The following is a 17,162-nucleotide window of genomic DNA, read 5'->3' as shown; positions in this document are numbered from 1 at the left end:
AGGTAAAAAATATCCAGCGGAATCAATGAGCTTAGGCCAATGCACCAATGTGCAAACTCTTGATCTCCAGGTATTCTTCCATCCCCGCCTGAGCTCCCTCTCGCCCCAAGCCAGATTGCTTAATCCCGCCGAACGGTGCGACCTCAGTCGAAATCGCACCGGTGTTGAGACCGACCATCCCAAACTCGAGCGCCTCTGCGACCCGCCAAGATCGGCTGAGGCCCTCGGTATAGAAATAGGCGGCCAGTCCATAGGGCGTTCCGTTGGCGATCGCGATCGCCTCTTCCTCCGTTTTAAAGCGGAATAGCGGCGCGACGGGACCGAACGTTTCCTCGCTCGCCAGGACCATGTCGACTGTCGCATCCGCAAGCACGATCGGGGTCGCATATTGCTCGCCCTTTGATACGACCTCGGCGCTTGCGATCACGCGCGCGCCTTTCTCGATTGCATCGGCGACATGTCGTTCGATCTTCGCGATGGCCGGCTGATTGATCATCGGGCCGATATCGACGCCAATATCGATCCCGCGACCGACGGTCATCGATCGGACGCGAGCGCTCAACTTTTCTGCGAAAGCGTCGTAGACACCGTCCTGCACCAGGATTCTGTTGGCGCAGACACAGGTCTGACCGCCATTGCGGAATTTCGATACGATCGCGCCCTCGACCGCCTTTTCGAGATCGGCATCGTCGAAAACGATGAATGGTGCGTTTCCGCCGAGTTCCAAGCTCAGGCGCTTGACGCTATCGGCAGCACCGCGCATTAAAAGTGAACCGACGCGCGTTGATCCGGTGAACGAAATCTTGCGGACGATGGTGTTTTGCATCAGTTCATCGCCGATACCGTCGGGCATGCCGGTGACGACATTGATCACGCCCTTCGGAATTCCGGCCTGCTCGGCGAGATAGGCAAGAGCCACGGCGGAGAACGGCGTTAGATCCGACGGCTTGATGACGACGGTACAGCCTGCGGCCAACGCCGGCGCCACCTTTCGCGTTATCATCGCAGTCGGAAAATTCCATGGGGTGATGATCGCACAGACGCCGACCGGTTCTTTGAGGACGACGATGCGCCGGTCGGCTGTTGGTGATGGTATGGTTGCTCCGTTTATCCGCCGAGCCTCTTCGGCGAACCATTTGACGAACGAAGCCCCGTAACGAATTTCGCCGGCAGCCTCGGCAAGTGGCTTGCCTTGCTCGCTGGTCAGGATCAGTGCCAGATCGTCGATGTTGGCGAGAAGAAGATCATGCCAGGTCTCGAGTAGCTGAGCACGCTCAGCGTGAGTCTTCCTTTTCCATGCGCCGAATGCCGAGTTGGCGGCCTATCGCACGACCTGTATCCTTTGCGGCCATGTCGGGCACCGTGCCCAGAACCTCGAGCGTGGCCGGGTCGCAGACGTCGATGGTTTTGCCGCTTTCGGCGCTGACCCACTGACCGTCGATGAGCGCCTGCTGCCTCAGCAACTGCTTGTTCTTGAGGATCATGATGACAAATCTTCCCTGTCGACAAGGCCAATCGGCGCCCGGCCGGCCTGTAGCAATTTCAGGTTTTCGATCGTGGTCATCGCTGCCGATGCAGGCTGTGTGATGGCCGCGATATGCGGTGTGATGATCATCTTCGGATGGCTCCACAGCGGGTGATCAGAAGGAAGCGGTTCGGGATCGACCACGTCGAGAAAGGCCCCGGAGAGATGGCCAGTGTCGAGGGCGGCAACAAGGGCATCACTGTCCAACTGACGGCCCCTGCCCGCGTGCACCAGGCTCGCGCCGCGTGGCAATGCCGAGAACAGCCGCTCGTTCAAGATGCCTATCGTCTCCGAGGTCAGCGGCAGCAGACAGACGAGAATATCGGTCGTGGCCAACATTTCGTAGAGGCCATGCTGACCACGAAAGCATTCAACGCCATCGATCGATCGAGCCGATCGGCTCCATGCGGAAAGCTTGAAACCAAAGTCCTGAAGCTTGGCGAGCGCGGCCTGCCCGAGGACGCCCATGCCGAGAACCGACACCCGGCGATCGGCTGATTGAGCCTGCGGGATCACTTCGCTCCACAGGCATCGACGTTGCTGATCGATGTAGACATGCAGATTGCGGTGAAGCGACAGAACCGCCATCACGACATACTCGATGACCATGCGAGTAATGCCCTCATCGACCATGCGGATCAGCTTGACGTCTTGTGGCAGTAAGGCATTCGCGAACTGATCGACACCGGCGCCTATGCAGAGCACCGCTTCGAGGTTCGGATAGCGCGCAAGATCTTTCGGCGGCTTCCAGGTCATGATGTAGCGAACATCTTTCGGATCTACGGCATCCACATCCATGGAAAAGCGGATGCCGGAAAGGTGCTCGGCAAAAGCTCTTGCAAACACCGCACCGCGCTCCGCATCGCAGAGGAACAGAAAGGTCATATCCGTTTCACCGCTGCTTCACACACCGCAGCGTCTTCTTGTCGTGCCGCTCATACATCGAGTAGACGATCGGAATGAACCAAGGGCGTCCGCTATAGAAAGGGACGGCTTTGGGCGCAGGGTCGAAGTCGAAAGCGCTGCGAGGCTGCTCCCTGTCGCCCAAGACCTTGAGGGCGGCCTTCTTTCCCAGCCAGCGGGCCCATACGACGCCCGAACCGCAATAGCCGGTGGCATAGATGGTGTTGCCTGTGGTGAAAATACGCGGGATCATGTCGCGGTGCATGGCGACGTAACCGAACCAGCTATGCGTCAGTCCGACGCCGGCGAGCTCGGGGAACAAGCGCGCGAGCTCCGTTTGCAGGTGCACCGTCGGCGCGCTCGGATCACCCTCGGTCGTTCCATCGCGGCCGCCGAAGAGGATGCGGGAGCCATCCGGCGACGAGCGGTAGTAGTAGCTCAGCTTGCGTTGGTCGCCATGGATCATACGCGCCGGCATCAGCCGATCCATGACATTCTTGCCAAGCGGCTCCGTTGCAATGATCCGGCTGCGGACCGGAACAAGGCGGCGGCGCAGCCATGGATCAAACCCATCCGTATAACCATCCGTGCACACGAGAAGGGTCTTCGCGAAAACCTCGCCGCGTTCCGTGCGCACCCTGACGCCGCCGGCTTCCTCGGTGGAGCCGAGCACGGCAGTGTTTTCGTGGATCTGCGCATCCGTGGAAGCGGCAATCCTGATCATTCCGGCCAGAAGTTTGGCCGGCTGCAGGCCGCCAATGTCCTTGCGGACAAGGCCGCCGACATACAGATCCGTGCCGATGTATTGACGGACATCATCCTTATCCACCGCAAACGCCTCGATATCGAGCTTGCGATGGAGCAGATCCGCGTAGCGGCGCAGATCGTCGGTTTCTTCCGACGTCATCGCACCATCGAAAAGGCCCGATAAAAAGAAATCGCAATCGACCTTCTCTTCTTCCATGAAGTGCCAGAGATCCTCACGTGCAGTCTTTCCCTCGATCAGGATGCCATTGGCGCGCTCTTGCCCGAACCGCTTGATCAGCTCTGTTGGGCTGGGTCGAATACTGCCGCTGGCCATGCCGCCGTTCCGGCTGGAGGCCGCCGCACCAAGGGCTTGCCGATCGAAGAGCTGGACGTGGCGCCCGGCCCGCGCAAGCTCGATCGCGGCGGAAAGCCCGGTATATCCGCCACCGACGATGACGACGTCGCAGGTTGGATTTAGTGGTCGAACCGGCAATGACGGGAAGTCGCAATCATCCCACCAATAAGGTGTCGATTGAACTGATGTCTGAGCGGATAGAGGCATGAGCATGTACCGTATCGATGTTGCGCGGAGGTGGTGCGGCGTGGATCAGCTGCGCTCGACCCAGATCTTGCGGGTAGTCTCGATGACCTTCCACACACCTTCGAAGCCGGGATGCATGACGAAGGAATCGCCGGCGCTAATACGGCGGGTTTCGCCGCCGTCTTCGGTCAGCTCGGATACGCCCGAGAGGATGTAGCAGAACTCGAATACCTTGCCCTTGATCGAACGATAGGCACCAGGGGTTGCCTCCCAGAGACCGCAGGACACCTGACCATCCTCAGTTTTCGCGATATCCCAGGAGAGAAAGCGTGGGTCGCCTTCGAGGAGCCGCTCCGGCAACGGCTGACCTTTACGGGGCTCGGGAAGATTGTTCTGGTCGATGAATGTAAGTTTGGACATGACAGACCTTTCTGAGGACGTTGTTATCGGTTGAACGACAGGCGCCGTTCGAGAATTTTCAACGATGTGAGCGTGACGATGTTGATGGCGAGATAGAAGGCGGCAGTGATGATGAAAATCTCCATGATGGCGAAGGTCTCGCTCATCAACCGCTTCGCATAGCCGGTGATCTCCAGAACTGTGATTGTCGAGGCGAGGCTCGATTCCTTGACGACGATCGCGACTTCGCTACTGTAGGAGGGGAGTGCCTGGCGCAGCGCCAACGGAAACTTGATGCGCGTAAACACGTGCCACGGAGACATCCCGCAGGCTTCCGCCGCCTCGATGAGGCCTTTCGGCAACGAGAGGAAGGCCGTCCGAAATATCTCGGCGGTGTAGGCGCCGGTGTTCAAGACCACAGCCAGGATTGCAGCGTTCAGTCCGCTACCAATCATCCACCAAATCACCGGATTGTGGCGAATGAAACTCACCTGCGCGAGACCGTAATAGATGATGAAGACCTGCACCAGCATTGGCGTGCCGCGGAAAATCGCGCAGTAGATATCGCAGGCTCGGTGGAGAATCTTGTTCTTCGAACCGCGTCCGAGGCCGACCAGAACGCCGAACGGCAAGCCCAGCCCAACGCCAAAGACCGCGATCAGCAGCGTCACTTTCGTGCCGACAAGCAGAAACGGCACCGCGTAATCGATGATGCTGAAATCCATGTCAGCGCCCTCCGAAGCCGCGATTGAGGGAGCGTTCGGCTGCCGAAAACACCGACTGGCTGACCGTCGTCATGGAAAAGAACAGCACGGCCGCGATGCAATAGAAGAGGAGCGGCGAGCGGGTGATCCCGGCTGCGATCGCAGCAGTCCGCATCAATTCTTGCAAGCCGACGACTGAGATCAGCGACGTATCCTTGATGGTCATTTGCCAGACATTGTTGATACCACCGAGCGCCAGCCTCAGGGCAAGCGGAAGTGTCACGCGGAAGAAGGTGATGTTCCAAGGCAGAGCCAACGAATGCGCCGCCTCGAGCAGCCCACGTGGCACCGCCTCAAGCGCGCCCCTGATCACCTCGATCGAATAGGCACAGGAAATCGCCGCGATCGCGAGAACCCCGATGATAAACGGATAAACGTTTTCAGTTGCCTGCTGGAAGCCGAAGACCGTGGTCACGGCCCTTATCCAATCGATCGATCCGAAGAAGAGCAGGTAGATGACCAGCAACCCCGGCACGCCGCGGATCGCGATGCTATAGCCATCGACAAACTGCGACACGACGGGGACCCGTCGCCAGCGCATGACGGCCAAAGGGGTTGCAACGATAACGCCAAGCGCCATACCGAGAAGCCCGATCGCGATCGTCACAGCGCTGCCCTGAAGCAGAGCCAGTGCCCAACCGCGCTCTACCATCAAAACCCAGAAATCATTCAGCATGAGTACCATCCCATTGACCTGCCCCGACAAGGGCCGAGGCAGGTCGCCTTGTCAAAGGGTCACTTCTTGCAGGGGATGGTATAATCGTCCTGGAACCAATGCATCGACGACTCTTTGACCTTTCCGTCATTGACCATCTTGCAAAGCGCTGCGTCGATCTTGGCCTTGAGTTCGGTGTTATCTTTACGCATGCCAACGCCCATGCCCTTTCCGAGCGTCGCAGGGTCGTCCATAGCCATGACCTTCACGTCGATTTTAGTGAAGTTTGCGCCATCGGGTGTGGCAAGAAAATCCTGCCAGGTTGGCGAGTCACCATAGGCGGCATCGATACGGCCGCTCGCGAGATCAGCAAGCTGCTGCGTCGTGGCGTCGTAGGTCTTCAGGTCTGCGGAGGGAATGTTCTTCTGGACGAACTTCGCATAAGTCGTGCCTGTGACGACGCCAACGCTTTTCCCGTCAAGCGCCTTTTCGACTTCGGCAAGCGTCTTCAACTTGGCGAGAGGCGAATCCTTGGCGACGATGAAATACTGTGGCGTCGTCGCGTATGGTATCGTGAAGCCGATCTTCTTGGCACGCTCCTCGGTGATGCTCAGGCCCGAGATGATCACGTCGAAGCGATCGCTGTCCATGGAGGGCACGAGCGAGCTGAAGGTCTGAACCACGAACTTGCACTTCACCTTGAGCTCATCGCAGATGCCGTTGGCGATATCGGCGTCGAAGCCCGTCACATTTCCGCTCGGATCGGCCATGCTGAATTTGGGCGCGTCACCTTCTGTCCCAACTCGAAGGACGCCCTCCTCCGCGGATGCCATGCTCGTTGCCGCGGCCAGAAGAAGGCTCGATGCGAGTGCGCCTTTGAAAAATTTGCTGCTGATCATTCCGTTACCCCTTTATGGTTTTTGTGGTGGCCTGCCATTAGGCACTGGCCGGCATGACACTGGAAAGAAACTGCCTCACCGCTTGCGAAGCGGGATTGCGAAACAGTTCTTCCGGCGTATCGTCCTGCTCAAGGCGCCCCTTTTGCAGGAATATCATCCGGTTCGATACATCGCGCGCGAACCGCATCTCGTGTGTGACGAGGAGAATGGTCGCCCCCTCCTCGGCCAACGTTCGTATGACCTTGAGCACTCCACCCACCAATTCCGGATCGAGCGCGGAGGTTGGCTCGTCAAAGAGCATCAGCTTCGGGCGCATCGCCAGAACGCGGGCGATCGCGACCCGCTGCTGCTGCCCGCCCGAAAGCTGGTGCGGATACCGATCCCTGAACTCCGCCATGCCCACTTTGGAGAGAGCCGAGAGCGCGACGTCGATGGCATCCGGCTTTGCAAGTTTCAGCACGTAGACCAGCGCTTCTGTAACATTGCCGAGGGCGGTGCGATGCGGCCACAGATTGAAATTCTGGAACACCATGCCGATCTGTCGGCGAAAGCGCATGATGTTCGCAGCATTGACGACCGCGCCGCTACCGTGCTCGTCGGCACTGACCGAAACGGCCTCGCCAAACACCTCGATCTGCCCCGAAGTCGGCGTCTCCAAGAAATTGACACAACGGAGCGCCGTACTCTTGCCGCAACCCGAGGAACCGATAAGGGACATGACCTCACCCTGTCGCATGTGGAAGCTGACGCCATCCAACACCCGCGTCGTACCGAACGACTTGACAAGATTATGGATCTTTAGGACGTCACTCATACGGACAGGCTCTCCAGTGGGGCGACCATCCATCAGCTCTTCACGGCACCCTGGCTGTCGAGCTCCTTAAGGACTTCGTCGACGGCGGCCTTGGCGATCGCGACCATCTCATCGATTTCCGCCTCGGTCATGATCAGCGGCGGTGCAAAGCCGAGGATATCCCCATGCGGCATGGCGCGCGCGATTAGATTGCGGTTGCGCGCAGCCTGAGATATCCGGGCACCAACCTTCAGCGCCGGGTCGAAGGCCATTTTGCTGCCGCGATCGGCAACGAATTCCACGGCTGCCAGCATGCCAACCCCGCGCACTTCGCCGACGATCGGGTTCTGCTCGAAAGCGGCCTTCAGCCGTTTCATGAGATAGGCGCCCTTCTTTGCCGACTGCCCGGCAAGGTCCTCGCGCTCTACGATATCGAGGACGGCATTTGCGGCTGCTGCCCCGATCGGATGGCCCGAATAGGTGTAGCCGTGGGAGAAAGAGCCAACACGCGGCGTGGCCTCCTCCATGACCTCATAAACCTTCTGGGACACGATCGAGGCAGACAGGGGCACGTAAGCGGAGGTCAGACCCTTGGCGACCGTGACCAAATCCGGCTTCATACCGTAGAGATCAGAGCCGAACATCGCGCCAGTCCGCCCGAAGCCACAGATGACCTCATCAGCGATGAGGAGGACGTCGTATTTCTCCAGAACAGCCTGAATCTTCGGCCAATATCCGGCAGGTGGCGGCGTGATCCCGCCGGTCCCAAGAACCGGCTCGGCGATGAACGCGCCGACCGTATCTGGACCTTCAGCGATAATCAGCGCCTCGAGCTCATCGGCGCGACGCTGCGAAAATGCCTCTTCGGTCTCACCTGGATGAGCGCCGCGATAATAATGCGGAACGCCGGTGCGCAGGATTCCTGTGACCGGCAGGTCCATATGATCGTGGTAGAAGCTCAGTCCGGTCATCGATCCCGAGACAATAGAGCAGCCGTGATAGCCGCGTTCTCGTGCGATGATCTTTTTCTTGTGCGTTTTGCCACGGAGGTTGTTGTAGTACCAGACGATCTTGGCCTGGGTCTCGTTGGCGTCAGAACCGGAGAGGCCGTAGAAGACCTTGGACATGTTGCCGGGAGCCATCCGCACCAGTCGGTCCGACAGACGGGCAAGCTCTTCGGTGGTGTGGGCGGCGTAGGAATGATAGTAGGCAAGCTTGTAAGCCTGCCGGGCTATTGCCTCGGCCACCTCGGTGCGGCCATAACCGATGTTGACGCAGTAGAGGCCAGCAAAACCATCGATATATTCTCGGCCGGTCGCATCCTGGATATGGACGCCCTTGCCGGTGTCCATGATAGTGGGATCGGTGTTGCCGTTGGCGTAGTCCTTCAGATAGGTGAAGGGATGGAGAACCGTCCTGCGGTCCATTTCGGCGATTTCAGCGATATCAGTCATCTTCATTTCCTTACGCGGCCAAGCCGCCAAAGCAGACGTATTTCAATTCCATGAATTCCTGCAGGCCATGTCGTGAGCCTTCACGGCCAAGCCCCGATTGCTTCCACCCGCCAAAGGGGATGGGGGCGCCGGTAAACGAGGCGGTGTTGACACCGACCATTCCGTATTCCAGGGCTTCGGACAGGCGCATCGCCCGTTTCAGATCCTGCGTGTAGACATAAGCGGCCAAGCCCATCTCACTGGCGTTCGCCGCCTGCCTTACCTCATCTTCGCTGCCGAACCTGAGCACCGGGGCAACCGGACCGAACGTCTCTTCGGTGACGATCAGCGTGTCGGGACGAACGTTGACCAGAAGTGTCGGGGCAACGAAATTGCCGGCAGCTGGATCAGGCACGGCGCCCGTCAGCAGCGTGGCACCTCTTTCAAGGGCGTCGACTATATGCGATCGGCATTTCTCGACCACGGATCGCTTTGTCATCGGGCCGATATCGACACCCGGTTCGAAACCTGGACCGATCTTGAGCCCGCCGACCCGCTTCAACAGACGCTCGACGAACGCGTCGTGGATGCCGTCCTGAACATAGATCCTGTTCGCGGCCAAGCAGTCTTGGCCTGACGTCGTAAACTTCGCCGCGAGGCAGCCGTCGACCGCTTCGTCGATATCGGCGTCATCAAAGACGATGAAGGGCGCGTGGCCCCCGAGCTCCATCGACACTTTCTTGACCGATCGCGCGGCTTTTCCAAGCAAAAGTCGTCCCACCTCGGTCGAGCCGGTGAAGCTGAAGGCGCGTACCCGCTCGTCGGCAAGCAATTCATCGGTGAGAAGAACCGCGTCACCGGTAACGACCTGAAACACGCCCGCTGGAAAACCGGCCCGGTGAGCAAGCTCGGCAAGCGCAAGCGCCGAAAGTGGTGTCTCGGCCGCCGGCTTTACGATGACTGGGCATCCGGCAGCGATAGCCGCCGCAGCCTTACGTGCAATCATTGCACTCGGGAAATTCCAGGGCGTCACGGCTACGCAGACGCCAACCGGCTGCATCGATACGAAGAGCCGGCTCGAAGACTTATGGGCAGGGATCGTTTCGCCATAGGCTCGCTCACCTTCAGCGGCAAACCATTCAATAAATCCGACGCCGTAGAGTATTTCCGCATCAGATTCGCTCACCGGCTTGCCCTGTTCTGCCGTCAGAATGATCGCGAGGTCACGAGCGTGTTCGCGAATGAGGCCCGCCCAGTTCAAGAGCAACTTTCCACGTTCACGTGCCAAACGATCGCGCCAGCCCACAAAGGCCCGCTCAGCGGCATCCACGGCCTGGCCGAGTAGCGTCTTGTCGCAGTCTGAAACCCGCGCGATCTCTTCTTGTGTCGCGGGGTCGAGCACATGCGTCGATGTCGCCGTCCCGACCCAAGCGCCGTCAACATACGACCGATCGCGGAGCAACGCGGCATCGCCCAACCGCTTCAACGCATGACTTGCTGTCGGTATCGCGTTCAACATTTTTGCCCCTCATCATGTTCTTGTCGAGAATCTTATGTGCAGTGCAGCGCTGTTATTCAGCAAGATGGGTTGTCTTTGCTTTGGATTCCTGCTTTCTTTGCCCAATATGCGAAGAAAACCTGCGAGAAATCGATGCGGCTTGATAGACTTGATGCCCGGCTCCTGAGCATTGTCCAATCTCATAACCGCTACAGTACCGAGGAACTTGGAGCCCTCGTCGGTTTGTCAGCCACAGCGGTACAACGCAGAATGAAGCGCCTTCGCGAGGAGGGCGTGATCGAGGCAGATATTTCGGTCGTGAAGCCGAAGACGATCGGACGTCCTATAGCGATGCTGGTTCTGGTTTCGCTGGAGCGCGAACGCGCCGACATCGTAGACCGCTTCAAGCAATCGATTCGCCAGACGCCGGAGGTGATGAACGGCTATTACGTGACAGGAGATTCCGACTTCGTGCTGATCGTGACCGCACGTAGCATGGAGGATTACGAGGGCTTCACACGCAAATTCTTCTATGAGAACCCCGACATCAAGGGGTTCAAGACGATGGTCGTTATGGACCGAGTCAAGGCTGGCTTTTCAGTCCCTATCGACTTCGACGACTTCTTGTGAGCATGCGATCATTTGAAAATCCGCCCTGCCCGAGCCAGGTATTTCGCCTTGAAGGGAATCGAACTTAATCCTGCCCTTACCTTAAACGCCCCTCTTAATCGCCCCAGAGACAAGATAGCGGTATCGCCGCAAGATTATCACCAAATGGCAGGATCTTGTCGCCGTCGTACAGCACCCAGCCTGCCTTAAAGGTGCGTCCCGTGGCCACGGCTATTTTGCGTAAGCCTTTGAAATCTGCTGCGGTCACCGTTGCCGCGGCCTTGACTTCAAGTCCAACCATATTGCCAGCTTCGTCTTCGAGAAGGATATCTACTTCGTCCTGATCCTTATCCCGATAGTGATGGCAGGTTGATTGGACTTCGCTCCAGGTCGCAAGCCGAAGGATTTCGCCGGCGACAAACGTTTCCAGCAATGAACCAAATAGTCCTCGGTCACTTGAAATTCGATCGATCGTCATTCCGACAAACGAAGCTAAGAGACCGCTATCGAGAAACAGGAGCTTCGGTGTCTTAACAAGACGCTTCAAAGGGTTTCGAAACCAGGGCTCGATGCGACGAACTAGGAACAGCTGTTCAAAGAGTCCGATATATCGCCGGGCGGTCTTGTCATCGATGCCGACCTGGCCGGCCAATTGGGTGAAATTGACCAACTTTCCCGAATGATGCGCAAGCGCCCGTAGAAGCTGTGGCATTTGGTCCAGGCGTTCGACGTCGGCAATTTCGCGCACATCTCGTTCAACGATGGCTCGTATGTATTCTCTAGCCCATGCGGATCGACGGCGGGGATCGCCACGACCGACCATCTCAGGATATCCGCCGATGAGCACCCGCTCCATCAGGTCATTTCCGACCGTTGGATTGCGAGGGGCTATGACCGTTCCGGCAAAAGCGGAATCGAGGAAGTTCGACTGGTTGCGTCGAATTTCGGACTGAGCTAGGGGCAACAAGGTGACTACTTCCATCCGCCCGGCCAAACTATCGGAAATCGTCGGGAGTGCGAGAATGTTTGCTGAGCCGGTTAACAAAAATCGTCCAGGCCGCCGATCATTGTCTACCGCCTGTTTTATGGCACGCAACAACTCCGGTGCTCGCTGCACCTCGTCTATGATGGCGGTATCAATCTGACGAACGAAGCCGACTGGATCGGTCTTTGCTGATAGTAAAGTCGTTTCGTCATCTAAGGTGAAATACGGACGATCTGTCTGGAGCAAGGTTCGAGCCAACGTCGTCTTGCCACACTGACGCGGTCCGTTCACAAGTACAACTGGCGTATCTTCGAGCGCGACCCTAATTCGCTCGGCTGCGCCCCTCGGATAAAGGAGATCAGAAGGACTTTCCCCTTTCAATCTATTTTTCCTCCTGATCACTACCAAATTCTAGGATTGACGATGCGTTCAGGTCGGATTTTACATGCGTCCAATTCGGATTGCAACTTCGTCCAATCCGGAATCTACAGCCGTCCGTTCCGGAAACTTGATAGGGAGTGGCCAGCTATCGGGAAGAGTGAGCGGAGGCGTGTTGTAGTGGAAGTTCATATCGTATTGCTCTTGAAAGGATCGGAACTGGCGACCCCGCTTTTCACCACACGATAGTAACCGATTTATCGACCTTGCGATCAGGTAATCTCGCCTTCGTCCAAAATCATTCGTTCAGGCGACCAGCCAAACGCTTCATGAGATCTATTCGTTCATGAAGGATCGCGACGATCAGGGCGGGCGCATCCTCCCGAAGCAGACAAAGGGATGTAGTGATGTTCGCATCGCGCCATTCGTAACGCCGGATAAAGCGCGCTCATATCCTTGAAAGGACCTTTGCCCTCGGCAAGGTGTGCGATAACTCGCTCCAAAGTTGAGACGTAGCGACGTGCCTGGGCGGCGCTCCATTGCGCACGCGTGTCGCGGATTACCGACCGCAGATCCGATTCTGCCTCTGCGGTAAGAATGTAGGCCGTCAAACACGACCCTCAGCAATCTCCTCGTCGAGGATCTCACCAACGGTTTTGGTCGATAATTTTCCGGCGAGCCCATCATTGATGCGCGTGTTCATCAACGTCTTCAACTCCTCCCAGGCCCGTTCTCCATCCGTGTCACCGGGAAAGAGGCGCTCGAGTGCATACTGCTTGATTGTCTTGCCCTGCAAAGCAGCCAGCGCCTTTAGGCTTTGATGTTGCTGGTCGGTTATGTCGATCGTCAATCGGCTCATCTAACGTGTTCCTGAACTATAAAAGCCCACATTAACACATGTGTGGGTATGTGGCCACCGCCATGATATCTGATGTCCTCGATATCGCTTGGAAGGTTTTATATCTCAAAGAAGATGCCTGTCCGCCAACCTACCTCTTGAAAGGATCTGAACCTTTGGCATACTAATGTTTGAACGTATTCCCACGATGCCATTGTAGAAACCTTGGATGCGGGCGCTCGTGAATACCAGCCGGACCGATCGCCTTTCCAGTCCTGTTTATAAGACCCTGGATACTGTCACGATCGTTTGCTTGGCGGGAGATCAGAACCTCCAGGTCGTCCGACAAACCTATAAGACCGCGGTCGAACATCCAGTGAGCTCTTCCCGACAAGGCGATGCCGTTCGATAAGATGTCCGGACCATTCGCTTCAACCGGGCGAATGTGAGCGGCATCGACCTCGGCCCGGCCGCCGCCGTTGATCAGCTTCAAGCCCGTTATTGCACATCGCTTATCGTACGCTTGCAAAATTAATCGACGAAACAGGCGATCGCGTACAATACGCGACGAAAGCTGCGTGACCCGCGCCCTCGCCTGTTCGAATATGAACGTAGCCTGGGCACTGGCCCAAAACCCACTCGCTTCCGACGTCACAGCAGCTTCCCCGGATCGCGGCAACTCCGGTCGATCTCAAGTCCGCTCGACAGAATGCGGCTGAAATCCGCTGCTGAGATTGGTCGCACTGCTGCCTGCGCGCGTCCCGAAATCCGCCCCTCTTCGTTCAGAACGCCGCGCTCAATCACGCCGTCTGGACCACTGAAGGGAACGGCGTTGCCGAAATCGAGATAGCTGCCGGGTTCGAGCAGAGCCAGATACATCCGGGATGCTTTGGGATCTTGAACCACCTGTGCGACTTTGGCCACCGCGAAATATCCACGCGTTGCCGCCACTTTTCGGGGTTCGTAATAAATGATCCAGTCTCCAACGCAGGCTTGGACACGGCCAAGATACTGGCTCGGGAACTGGTATCGCTCAGCCGGGCTGTCGCCATAGATCGAATCTGTACGGTGAATGAAAACCCTAAATCCCATGCTCGATCTCTACCATGGTGACTGCGATTCAAACCAGGTAGATCACTCATTATGCATGCCCCCAACCTAAATGTTTGGTACAGCGTTTTTTTTCACTGCGCCACCGGGCGCTCAGTTTGCACATGTGCAGAGGATCGGTGTCATCAGCCTGACATGTGCATCCGTGCGCTCGAGAACCTTTGCCGGAACGACATCGCGTTCCGGTAGCGACCACCAGCGATCATTTACGCGCTCAACCGTTTCGACCACCACCCTCAAAACCGCGGCTTCCGGCAATCGTGCGCGATTGGCGAAGGCTTTCCATCGCTGTGCATTCAATGCCTTGAAAGGACGCTCGCCGCCGAGCGACAGAGCCATAGCGTCCGACGGGATGTACGGGATCGTCGAGAGCACGTCATAGATAGGCGCGAGATCCGGTTTGTCGCCGACACCTCGATAGATCAATGACCAATTTTTCAGGTGCATGTCGCCATTGCCCGTCAAGGCAGCCAGAGCCAATCGGCGGACAAACTCTAGAGCGGCGGCGGACGACACGGCAACGTTCAAGGCTGCCGCGATATCATGATAGGCGGCGCCCTCGTATTTCCGCGAAGAATAGACGCCGAATACCTGCGCGAAATCCTCGACATGGATCCGCTCGCCGTTTGCGCCACGATCGAAACGTTTGACGAGCAGAACTTTTCCGTCTGACAGCGTCTCGAACTCTTTTGGAATTCCTTCGAACTCCGATTGCTCGACAAGTTCGCGTTCCGGCACCTCCATTCCGATCGCTTCTGCCAAAGCAAGATTGGCATACTCGTTCTCCGAGACGCCGGGAAATGTGGTGGAAGGAAACTTGGCGATATACGAACCCTGCTCATCACCAAGCGGCAGGGTCAGGCCGCCGCCTTTCCCCGTGTTCTTGATGACCGAGAGCTTCATCTGCACGCCGGCAAGCGAAAACCGTGCTTTCGGTTTGAAAACGGGTACATCTTCGAGGTGATCAACCGTCCGGTCGCTCGGCACGACGCGGATCGCACCTGGCAGGTCCCAACCGAGCGCGACGAGCAGGTCGAAATCATTACCGGCGCGAACACTTCCTGCGTGGTGCTTTTCCATCGCCTCGCGCAATTTGTCCTCTGGAAGAAGATTGGCGAAGAACGTCGGCAAGGCTCTGGCAACAGGCTTCGGGTCCTTGCGCAAGCCCCCACTGGCTGCACGAAAAGACAGGCTCACGATGGGAACTCCACCTGTCGCGCGATAGCTATCCTCGAAGCTGAACGCGTTGAAATCTCCGGGCGTCCTTACGATCGTGCCGACCTTCACGTCGTTCAGCAGCACGTCGAGCGATGAGACTGATCTCGGATTGGGAAAAGCCTCAGTCACTACGATCACCATCTGGATTTGCAACGAATGCCGGAAGATCATCAAGATCGTCTTGTGGTCGCAGCAAAGCATCGACGGCCGGCACCATCGCCTGTGGGATGAGCATCAGCTCGAGCCCAAGAGCACGAGCGATGTTGATCAGGGTCGTCGTTCGTGCGGAACTGCTTCCTGCCTCGATTTCTCGATAGCGGGGACGCGATATCCCCGCCATGTCGGCGACCTGCCCCTGGGTCAACCGCTTGACCTTGCGCGTAGCCTTCAGCAGTTGCCCGATATCCAACAGTGCATCTAACTGAGCGCGTGCCATCGTCACTCCCCGTCCGGTTTCCTTTGGGCTGGTGGCTCAGCTAACATAATCATCCCTTCCAGTCAAAACGAAAGACGCATTTACGGATCAATTTTTTCGTTATGATCCGTTTATATATCATTTATGACGTTTGAGGACGACGGCGCGAAGCACTCCACAAGAGATGCTTCGTTAAAGGCCGCCGCCTATTTCCGCTCGCCCTTGGCATTGGCGCTGAAGAGAAATGGAATGAGCATGCCCAAACACGATCTTCATCACGCCATTTTCAACGAAAAGTTTCGGAGTTCTGCGATGTGCGGATTGCGCCAACATCCTCAAAGAGGGTGCTGGGGCATGTCCGCCCATATCTGATCAGCCTAATCATTTTGGGTTAGAGCAAGATGGGGCGGTTGCCGTCCTCCCCTCACGGCATGGCAATAGGCCTATATGATGTGGTTTTAAGCCACAGGATGGAGAAGACGACAACCACCCCATCTAGTTCTCACCCCTTTAGCTAAGCTTCGGGCTTGCCGCTGCCGGATCCATGGCGATAGCACCCCAATCCCAGGCGCCGTCACGAAGCGAAAGCTGTCGGTGACAACCTGCAGGCAGGAAACATGTCATTCCCGTGGCGTCATGGCCACCATGGCGGAAACCGTCGTCGGTGCGGGATGCGTGACGCAAAGCGCTGCCGTTCAACGTCACCATGATCAGGTGGAAGTCCGGCGCGATCCTTCCTTCTACCGCTCCTGTTCGTTCCCGCCGCGCAGTTTCGAAGCGGCCGCTCGCTTGCGTGGGACAGTCGGCACGAAACGAGCGGGCGCGGATCCCGGATGCAGATCCACCGATCCGCCCTTGATCACCAACCTTATCCCCTCGCCGCTCAGCACGCACCATGCCCGATCGATCCTCAATGAAGGAGAACGAACCATCAGCCGCGCCAGCCACGACTCCATAAAGTAGTGAAACGCTCTAGCAGTTAGTGGAGGCTCAAAACGTGGCTACCTGGGGCTCAATGAGAGGAGCGCTTTGCCATCCAGTCGATAGAATAGCTTCTCAGGTTTACGTGTTGCACCAAGAAGATCGTAGAATCGCAGGAGACGCTGATCGTTTGCCTCGGCGGTCCAATCGATGTGGGCTAGATTTCTTTCTCTAGCGATGATGGCAAGCTCCCGTATTAAAGCCTTGCCAATTCCACCGCTGGGACAAGTCTGCTTCACATACAGCTCTTTCAGAAAGATTCCTGCCTGAAGACTGGGTCCCGGATAAATCGCGCTGAAGGCGGAAAATGCAGGCATCATCCTGTTCTACTGCCACCATGATTTCGGCGTTTGGCGGCCCTCTCCTCAATCCGGCTATAATTTCAGCTCTCGACGGGCACGACACATTATTGTGTCGCTGCATTTCCTCCATAAGCATTGCGACGGCTTCCAATGCGGGATCTTCTGCCCT

17 protein-coding genes and 2 pseudogenes are annotated in these 17,162 nt (G+C 57.3%); 1 reads left to right on the top strand and 18 read right to left on the bottom strand.

Annotation, left to right across the window (positions count from 1 at the left end):
- Nucleotides 1–31: 31 nt before the first annotated feature.
- The 10 genes and pseudogenes from VQ830_RS18800 to VQ830_RS18755 all read right to left on the bottom strand — a co-directional run bounded on the left by VQ830_RS18800 (nt 32) and on the right by VQ830_RS18755 (nt 10,178).
- Nucleotides 32–1,484, bottom strand: a pseudogene (locus tag VQ830_RS18800) (NAD-dependent succinate-semialdehyde dehydrogenase).
- Complete coding sequence (locus tag VQ830_RS18795) at nt 1,481–2,410, bottom strand: 2-hydroxyacid dehydrogenase (protein ID WP_337269686.1); 930 nt, start codon at nt 2,408–2,410, stop codon at nt 1,481–1,483. Before VQ830_RS18795 ends, VQ830_RS18800 begins: the two are co-directional and overlap by 4 nt.
- Nucleotides 2,411–2,417: 7 nt before the next feature.
- Nucleotides 2,418–3,743: an NAD(P)/FAD-dependent oxidoreductase gene (locus VQ830_RS18790; protein WP_337269685.1), complete on the bottom strand. Its 1,326-nt coding sequence runs from the start codon at nt 3,741–3,743 to the stop codon at nt 2,418–2,420.
- Between the two features lie 39 nt (nt 3,744–3,782).
- A complete protein-coding gene (locus VQ830_RS18785; protein WP_337269684.1) occupies nt 3,783–4,136 on the bottom strand; it encodes a cupin domain-containing protein in 354 nt (117 codons plus the stop codon).
- Nucleotides 4,137–4,159: 23 nt separating this feature from the next.
- A complete protein-coding gene (locus VQ830_RS18780) occupies nt 4,160–4,840 on the bottom strand; it encodes an ABC transporter permease (RefSeq protein ID WP_337269683.1) in 681 nt (226 codons plus the stop codon).
- A gap of 1 nt (nt 4,841) precedes the next feature.
- Nucleotides 4,842–5,555: an ABC transporter permease gene (locus tag VQ830_RS18775; RefSeq protein ID WP_337269682.1), complete on the bottom strand. Its 714-nt coding sequence runs from the start codon at nt 5,553–5,555 to the stop codon at nt 4,842–4,844.
- A gap of 59 nt (nt 5,556–5,614) precedes the next feature.
- Nucleotides 5,615–6,433 (bottom strand): transporter substrate-binding domain-containing protein, encoded by an 819-nt coding sequence (locus tag VQ830_RS18770; RefSeq protein WP_337269681.1) that lies wholly within the window; start codon nt 6,431–6,433, stop codon nt 5,615–5,617.
- Between the two features lie 37 nt (nt 6,434–6,470).
- A complete protein-coding gene (locus VQ830_RS18765) occupies nt 6,471–7,247 on the bottom strand; it encodes an amino acid ABC transporter ATP-binding protein (RefSeq protein WP_337269680.1) in 777 nt (258 codons plus the stop codon).
- Nucleotides 7,248–7,279: 32 nt separating this feature from the next.
- The gene (locus VQ830_RS18760; protein WP_337269679.1) at nt 7,280–8,680 is read right to left on the bottom strand and encodes an aspartate aminotransferase family protein; all 1,401 of its coding nucleotides are present in this window, start codon (nt 8,678–8,680) and stop codon (nt 7,280–7,282) included.
- Nucleotides 8,681–8,690: 10 nt separating this feature from the next.
- Nucleotides 8,691–10,178 carry an NAD-dependent succinate-semialdehyde dehydrogenase gene (locus VQ830_RS18755; RefSeq protein ID WP_337269678.1) on the bottom strand — a complete coding sequence of 496 codons (1,488 nt, stop codon included), beginning with the start codon at nt 10,176–10,178 and terminating at the stop codon, nt 8,691–8,693.
- 132 nt (nt 10,179–10,310) lie between these two features.
- Here VQ830_RS18755 and VQ830_RS18750 point away from each other — a divergent pair, with 132 nt between their 5' ends.
- On the top strand, nt 10,311–10,787 hold the full coding sequence (locus VQ830_RS18750) for an Lrp/AsnC family transcriptional regulator (RefSeq protein ID WP_337269677.1): 477 nt from the start codon (nt 10,311–10,313) through the stop codon (nt 10,785–10,787).
- Between the two features lie 94 nt (nt 10,788–10,881).
- On the opposite strand, the gene VQ830_RS18745 is transcribed toward VQ830_RS18750, so the two are convergent.
- From VQ830_RS18745 to VQ830_RS18710, 8 genes and pseudogenes are all read right to left on the bottom strand, one after another.
- Nucleotides 10,882–12,132 (bottom strand): ATP-binding protein, encoded by a 1,251-nt coding sequence (locus VQ830_RS18745; protein ID WP_337269676.1) that lies wholly within the window; start codon nt 12,130–12,132, stop codon nt 10,882–10,884.
- Nucleotides 12,133–12,473: 341 nt separating this feature from the next.
- Nucleotides 12,474–12,740, bottom strand: a complete 267-nt coding sequence (locus tag VQ830_RS18740; protein ID WP_438618209.1) for a type II toxin-antitoxin system RelE/ParE family toxin — start codon at nt 12,738–12,740, stop codon at nt 12,474–12,476.
- Nucleotides 12,737–12,988, bottom strand: a complete 252-nt coding sequence (locus VQ830_RS18735) for a type II TA system antitoxin, ParD family (RefSeq protein WP_337269675.1) — start codon at nt 12,986–12,988, stop codon at nt 12,737–12,739. The genes VQ830_RS18740 and VQ830_RS18735 overlap by 4 nt, the downstream gene beginning before the upstream one ends.
- Before the next feature lie 163 nt (nt 12,989–13,151).
- Nucleotides 13,152–14,059: pseudogene (locus VQ830_RS18730) on the bottom strand (HNH endonuclease).
- Between the two features lie 111 nt (nt 14,060–14,170).
- Complete coding sequence (locus tag VQ830_RS18725) at nt 14,171–15,436, bottom strand: type II toxin-antitoxin system HipA family toxin (RefSeq protein WP_337269674.1); 1,266 nt, start codon at nt 15,434–15,436, stop codon at nt 14,171–14,173.
- Nucleotides 15,417–15,731: a helix-turn-helix domain-containing protein gene (locus VQ830_RS18720; protein WP_337269673.1), complete on the bottom strand. Its 315-nt coding sequence runs from the start codon at nt 15,729–15,731 to the stop codon at nt 15,417–15,419. The genes VQ830_RS18725 and VQ830_RS18720 overlap by 20 nt, the downstream gene beginning before the upstream one ends.
- Nucleotides 15,732–16,220: 489 nt before the next feature.
- On the bottom strand, nt 16,221–16,607 hold the full coding sequence (locus tag VQ830_RS18715) for a hypothetical protein (protein ID WP_337269672.1): 387 nt from the start codon (nt 16,605–16,607) through the stop codon (nt 16,221–16,223).
- A gap of 104 nt (nt 16,608–16,711) precedes the next feature.
- Nucleotides 16,712–17,008: a GNAT family N-acetyltransferase gene (locus VQ830_RS18710; RefSeq protein ID WP_438618234.1), complete on the bottom strand. Its 297-nt coding sequence runs from the start codon at nt 17,006–17,008 to the stop codon at nt 16,712–16,714.
- Nucleotides 17,009–17,162 lie beyond the last annotated feature (154 nt).

This window comes from Oryzifoliimicrobium ureilyticum, assembly GCF_037199735.1.
In the GTDB taxonomy this organism is placed as follows: Bacteria; Pseudomonadota; Alphaproteobacteria; order Rhizobiales; family Rhizobiaceae; genus Rhizobium; species Rhizobium ureilyticus.
The sequence above is the reverse complement of the archived record's forward strand: the minus strand, read 5'-3'. Positions and strand labels throughout refer to the sequence as shown.

Bases quoted from the DNA above. Each gene is read 5' to 3' on its own strand.
- VQ830_RS18760 (WP_337269679.1), bottom strand. From the start codon at position 8,680: ATGACTGATATCGCTGAAATCGCCGAAATGGACCGCAGGACGGTTCTC.
- VQ830_RS18750 (WP_337269677.1), top strand. From the start codon at position 10,311: ATGCGGCTTGATAGACTTGATGCCCGGCTCCTGAGCATTGTCCAATCT.
- VQ830_RS18785 (WP_337269684.1), bottom strand. From the start codon at position 4,136: ATGTCCAAACTTACATTCATCGACCAGAACAATCTTCCCGAGCCCCGT.
- VQ830_RS18795 (WP_337269686.1), bottom strand. From the start codon at position 2,410: ATGACCTTTCTGTTCCTCTGCGATGCGGAGCGCGGTGCGGTGTTTGCA.
- VQ830_RS18770 (WP_337269681.1), bottom strand. From the start codon at position 6,433: ATGATCAGCAGCAAATTTTTCAAAGGCGCACTCGCATCGAGCCTTCTT.
- VQ830_RS18755 (WP_337269678.1), bottom strand. From the start codon at position 10,178: ATGTTGAACGCGATACCGACAGCAAGTCATGCGTTGAAGCGGTTGGGC.
- VQ830_RS18735 (WP_337269675.1), bottom strand. From the start codon at position 12,988: ATGAGCCGATTGACGATCGACATAACCGACCAGCAACATCAAAGCCTA.
- VQ830_RS18790 (WP_337269685.1), bottom strand. From the start codon at position 3,743: ATGCTCATGCCTCTATCCGCTCAGACATCAGTTCAATCGACACCTTAT.
- VQ830_RS18780 (WP_337269683.1), bottom strand. From the start codon at position 4,840: ATGGATTTCAGCATCATCGATTACGCGGTGCCGTTTCTGCTTGTCGGC.
- VQ830_RS18720 (WP_337269673.1), bottom strand. From the start codon at position 15,731: ATGGCACGCGCTCAGTTAGATGCACTGTTGGATATCGGGCAACTGCTG.
- VQ830_RS18715 (WP_337269672.1), bottom strand. From the start codon at position 16,607: ATGGTGCGTGCTGAGCGGCGAGGGGATAAGGTTGGTGATCAAGGGCGG.
- VQ830_RS18725 (WP_337269674.1), bottom strand. From the start codon at position 15,436: ATGGTGATCGTAGTGACTGAGGCTTTTCCCAATCCGAGATCAGTCTCA.
- VQ830_RS18775 (WP_337269682.1), bottom strand. From the start codon at position 5,555: ATGCTGAATGATTTCTGGGTTTTGATGGTAGAGCGCGGTTGGGCACTG.
- VQ830_RS18765 (WP_337269680.1), bottom strand. From the start codon at position 7,247: ATGAGTGACGTCCTAAAGATCCATAATCTTGTCAAGTCGTTCGGTACG.
- VQ830_RS18710 (WP_438618234.1), bottom strand. From the start codon at position 17,008: ATGCCTGCATTTTCCGCCTTCAGCGCGATTTATCCGGGACCCAGTCTT.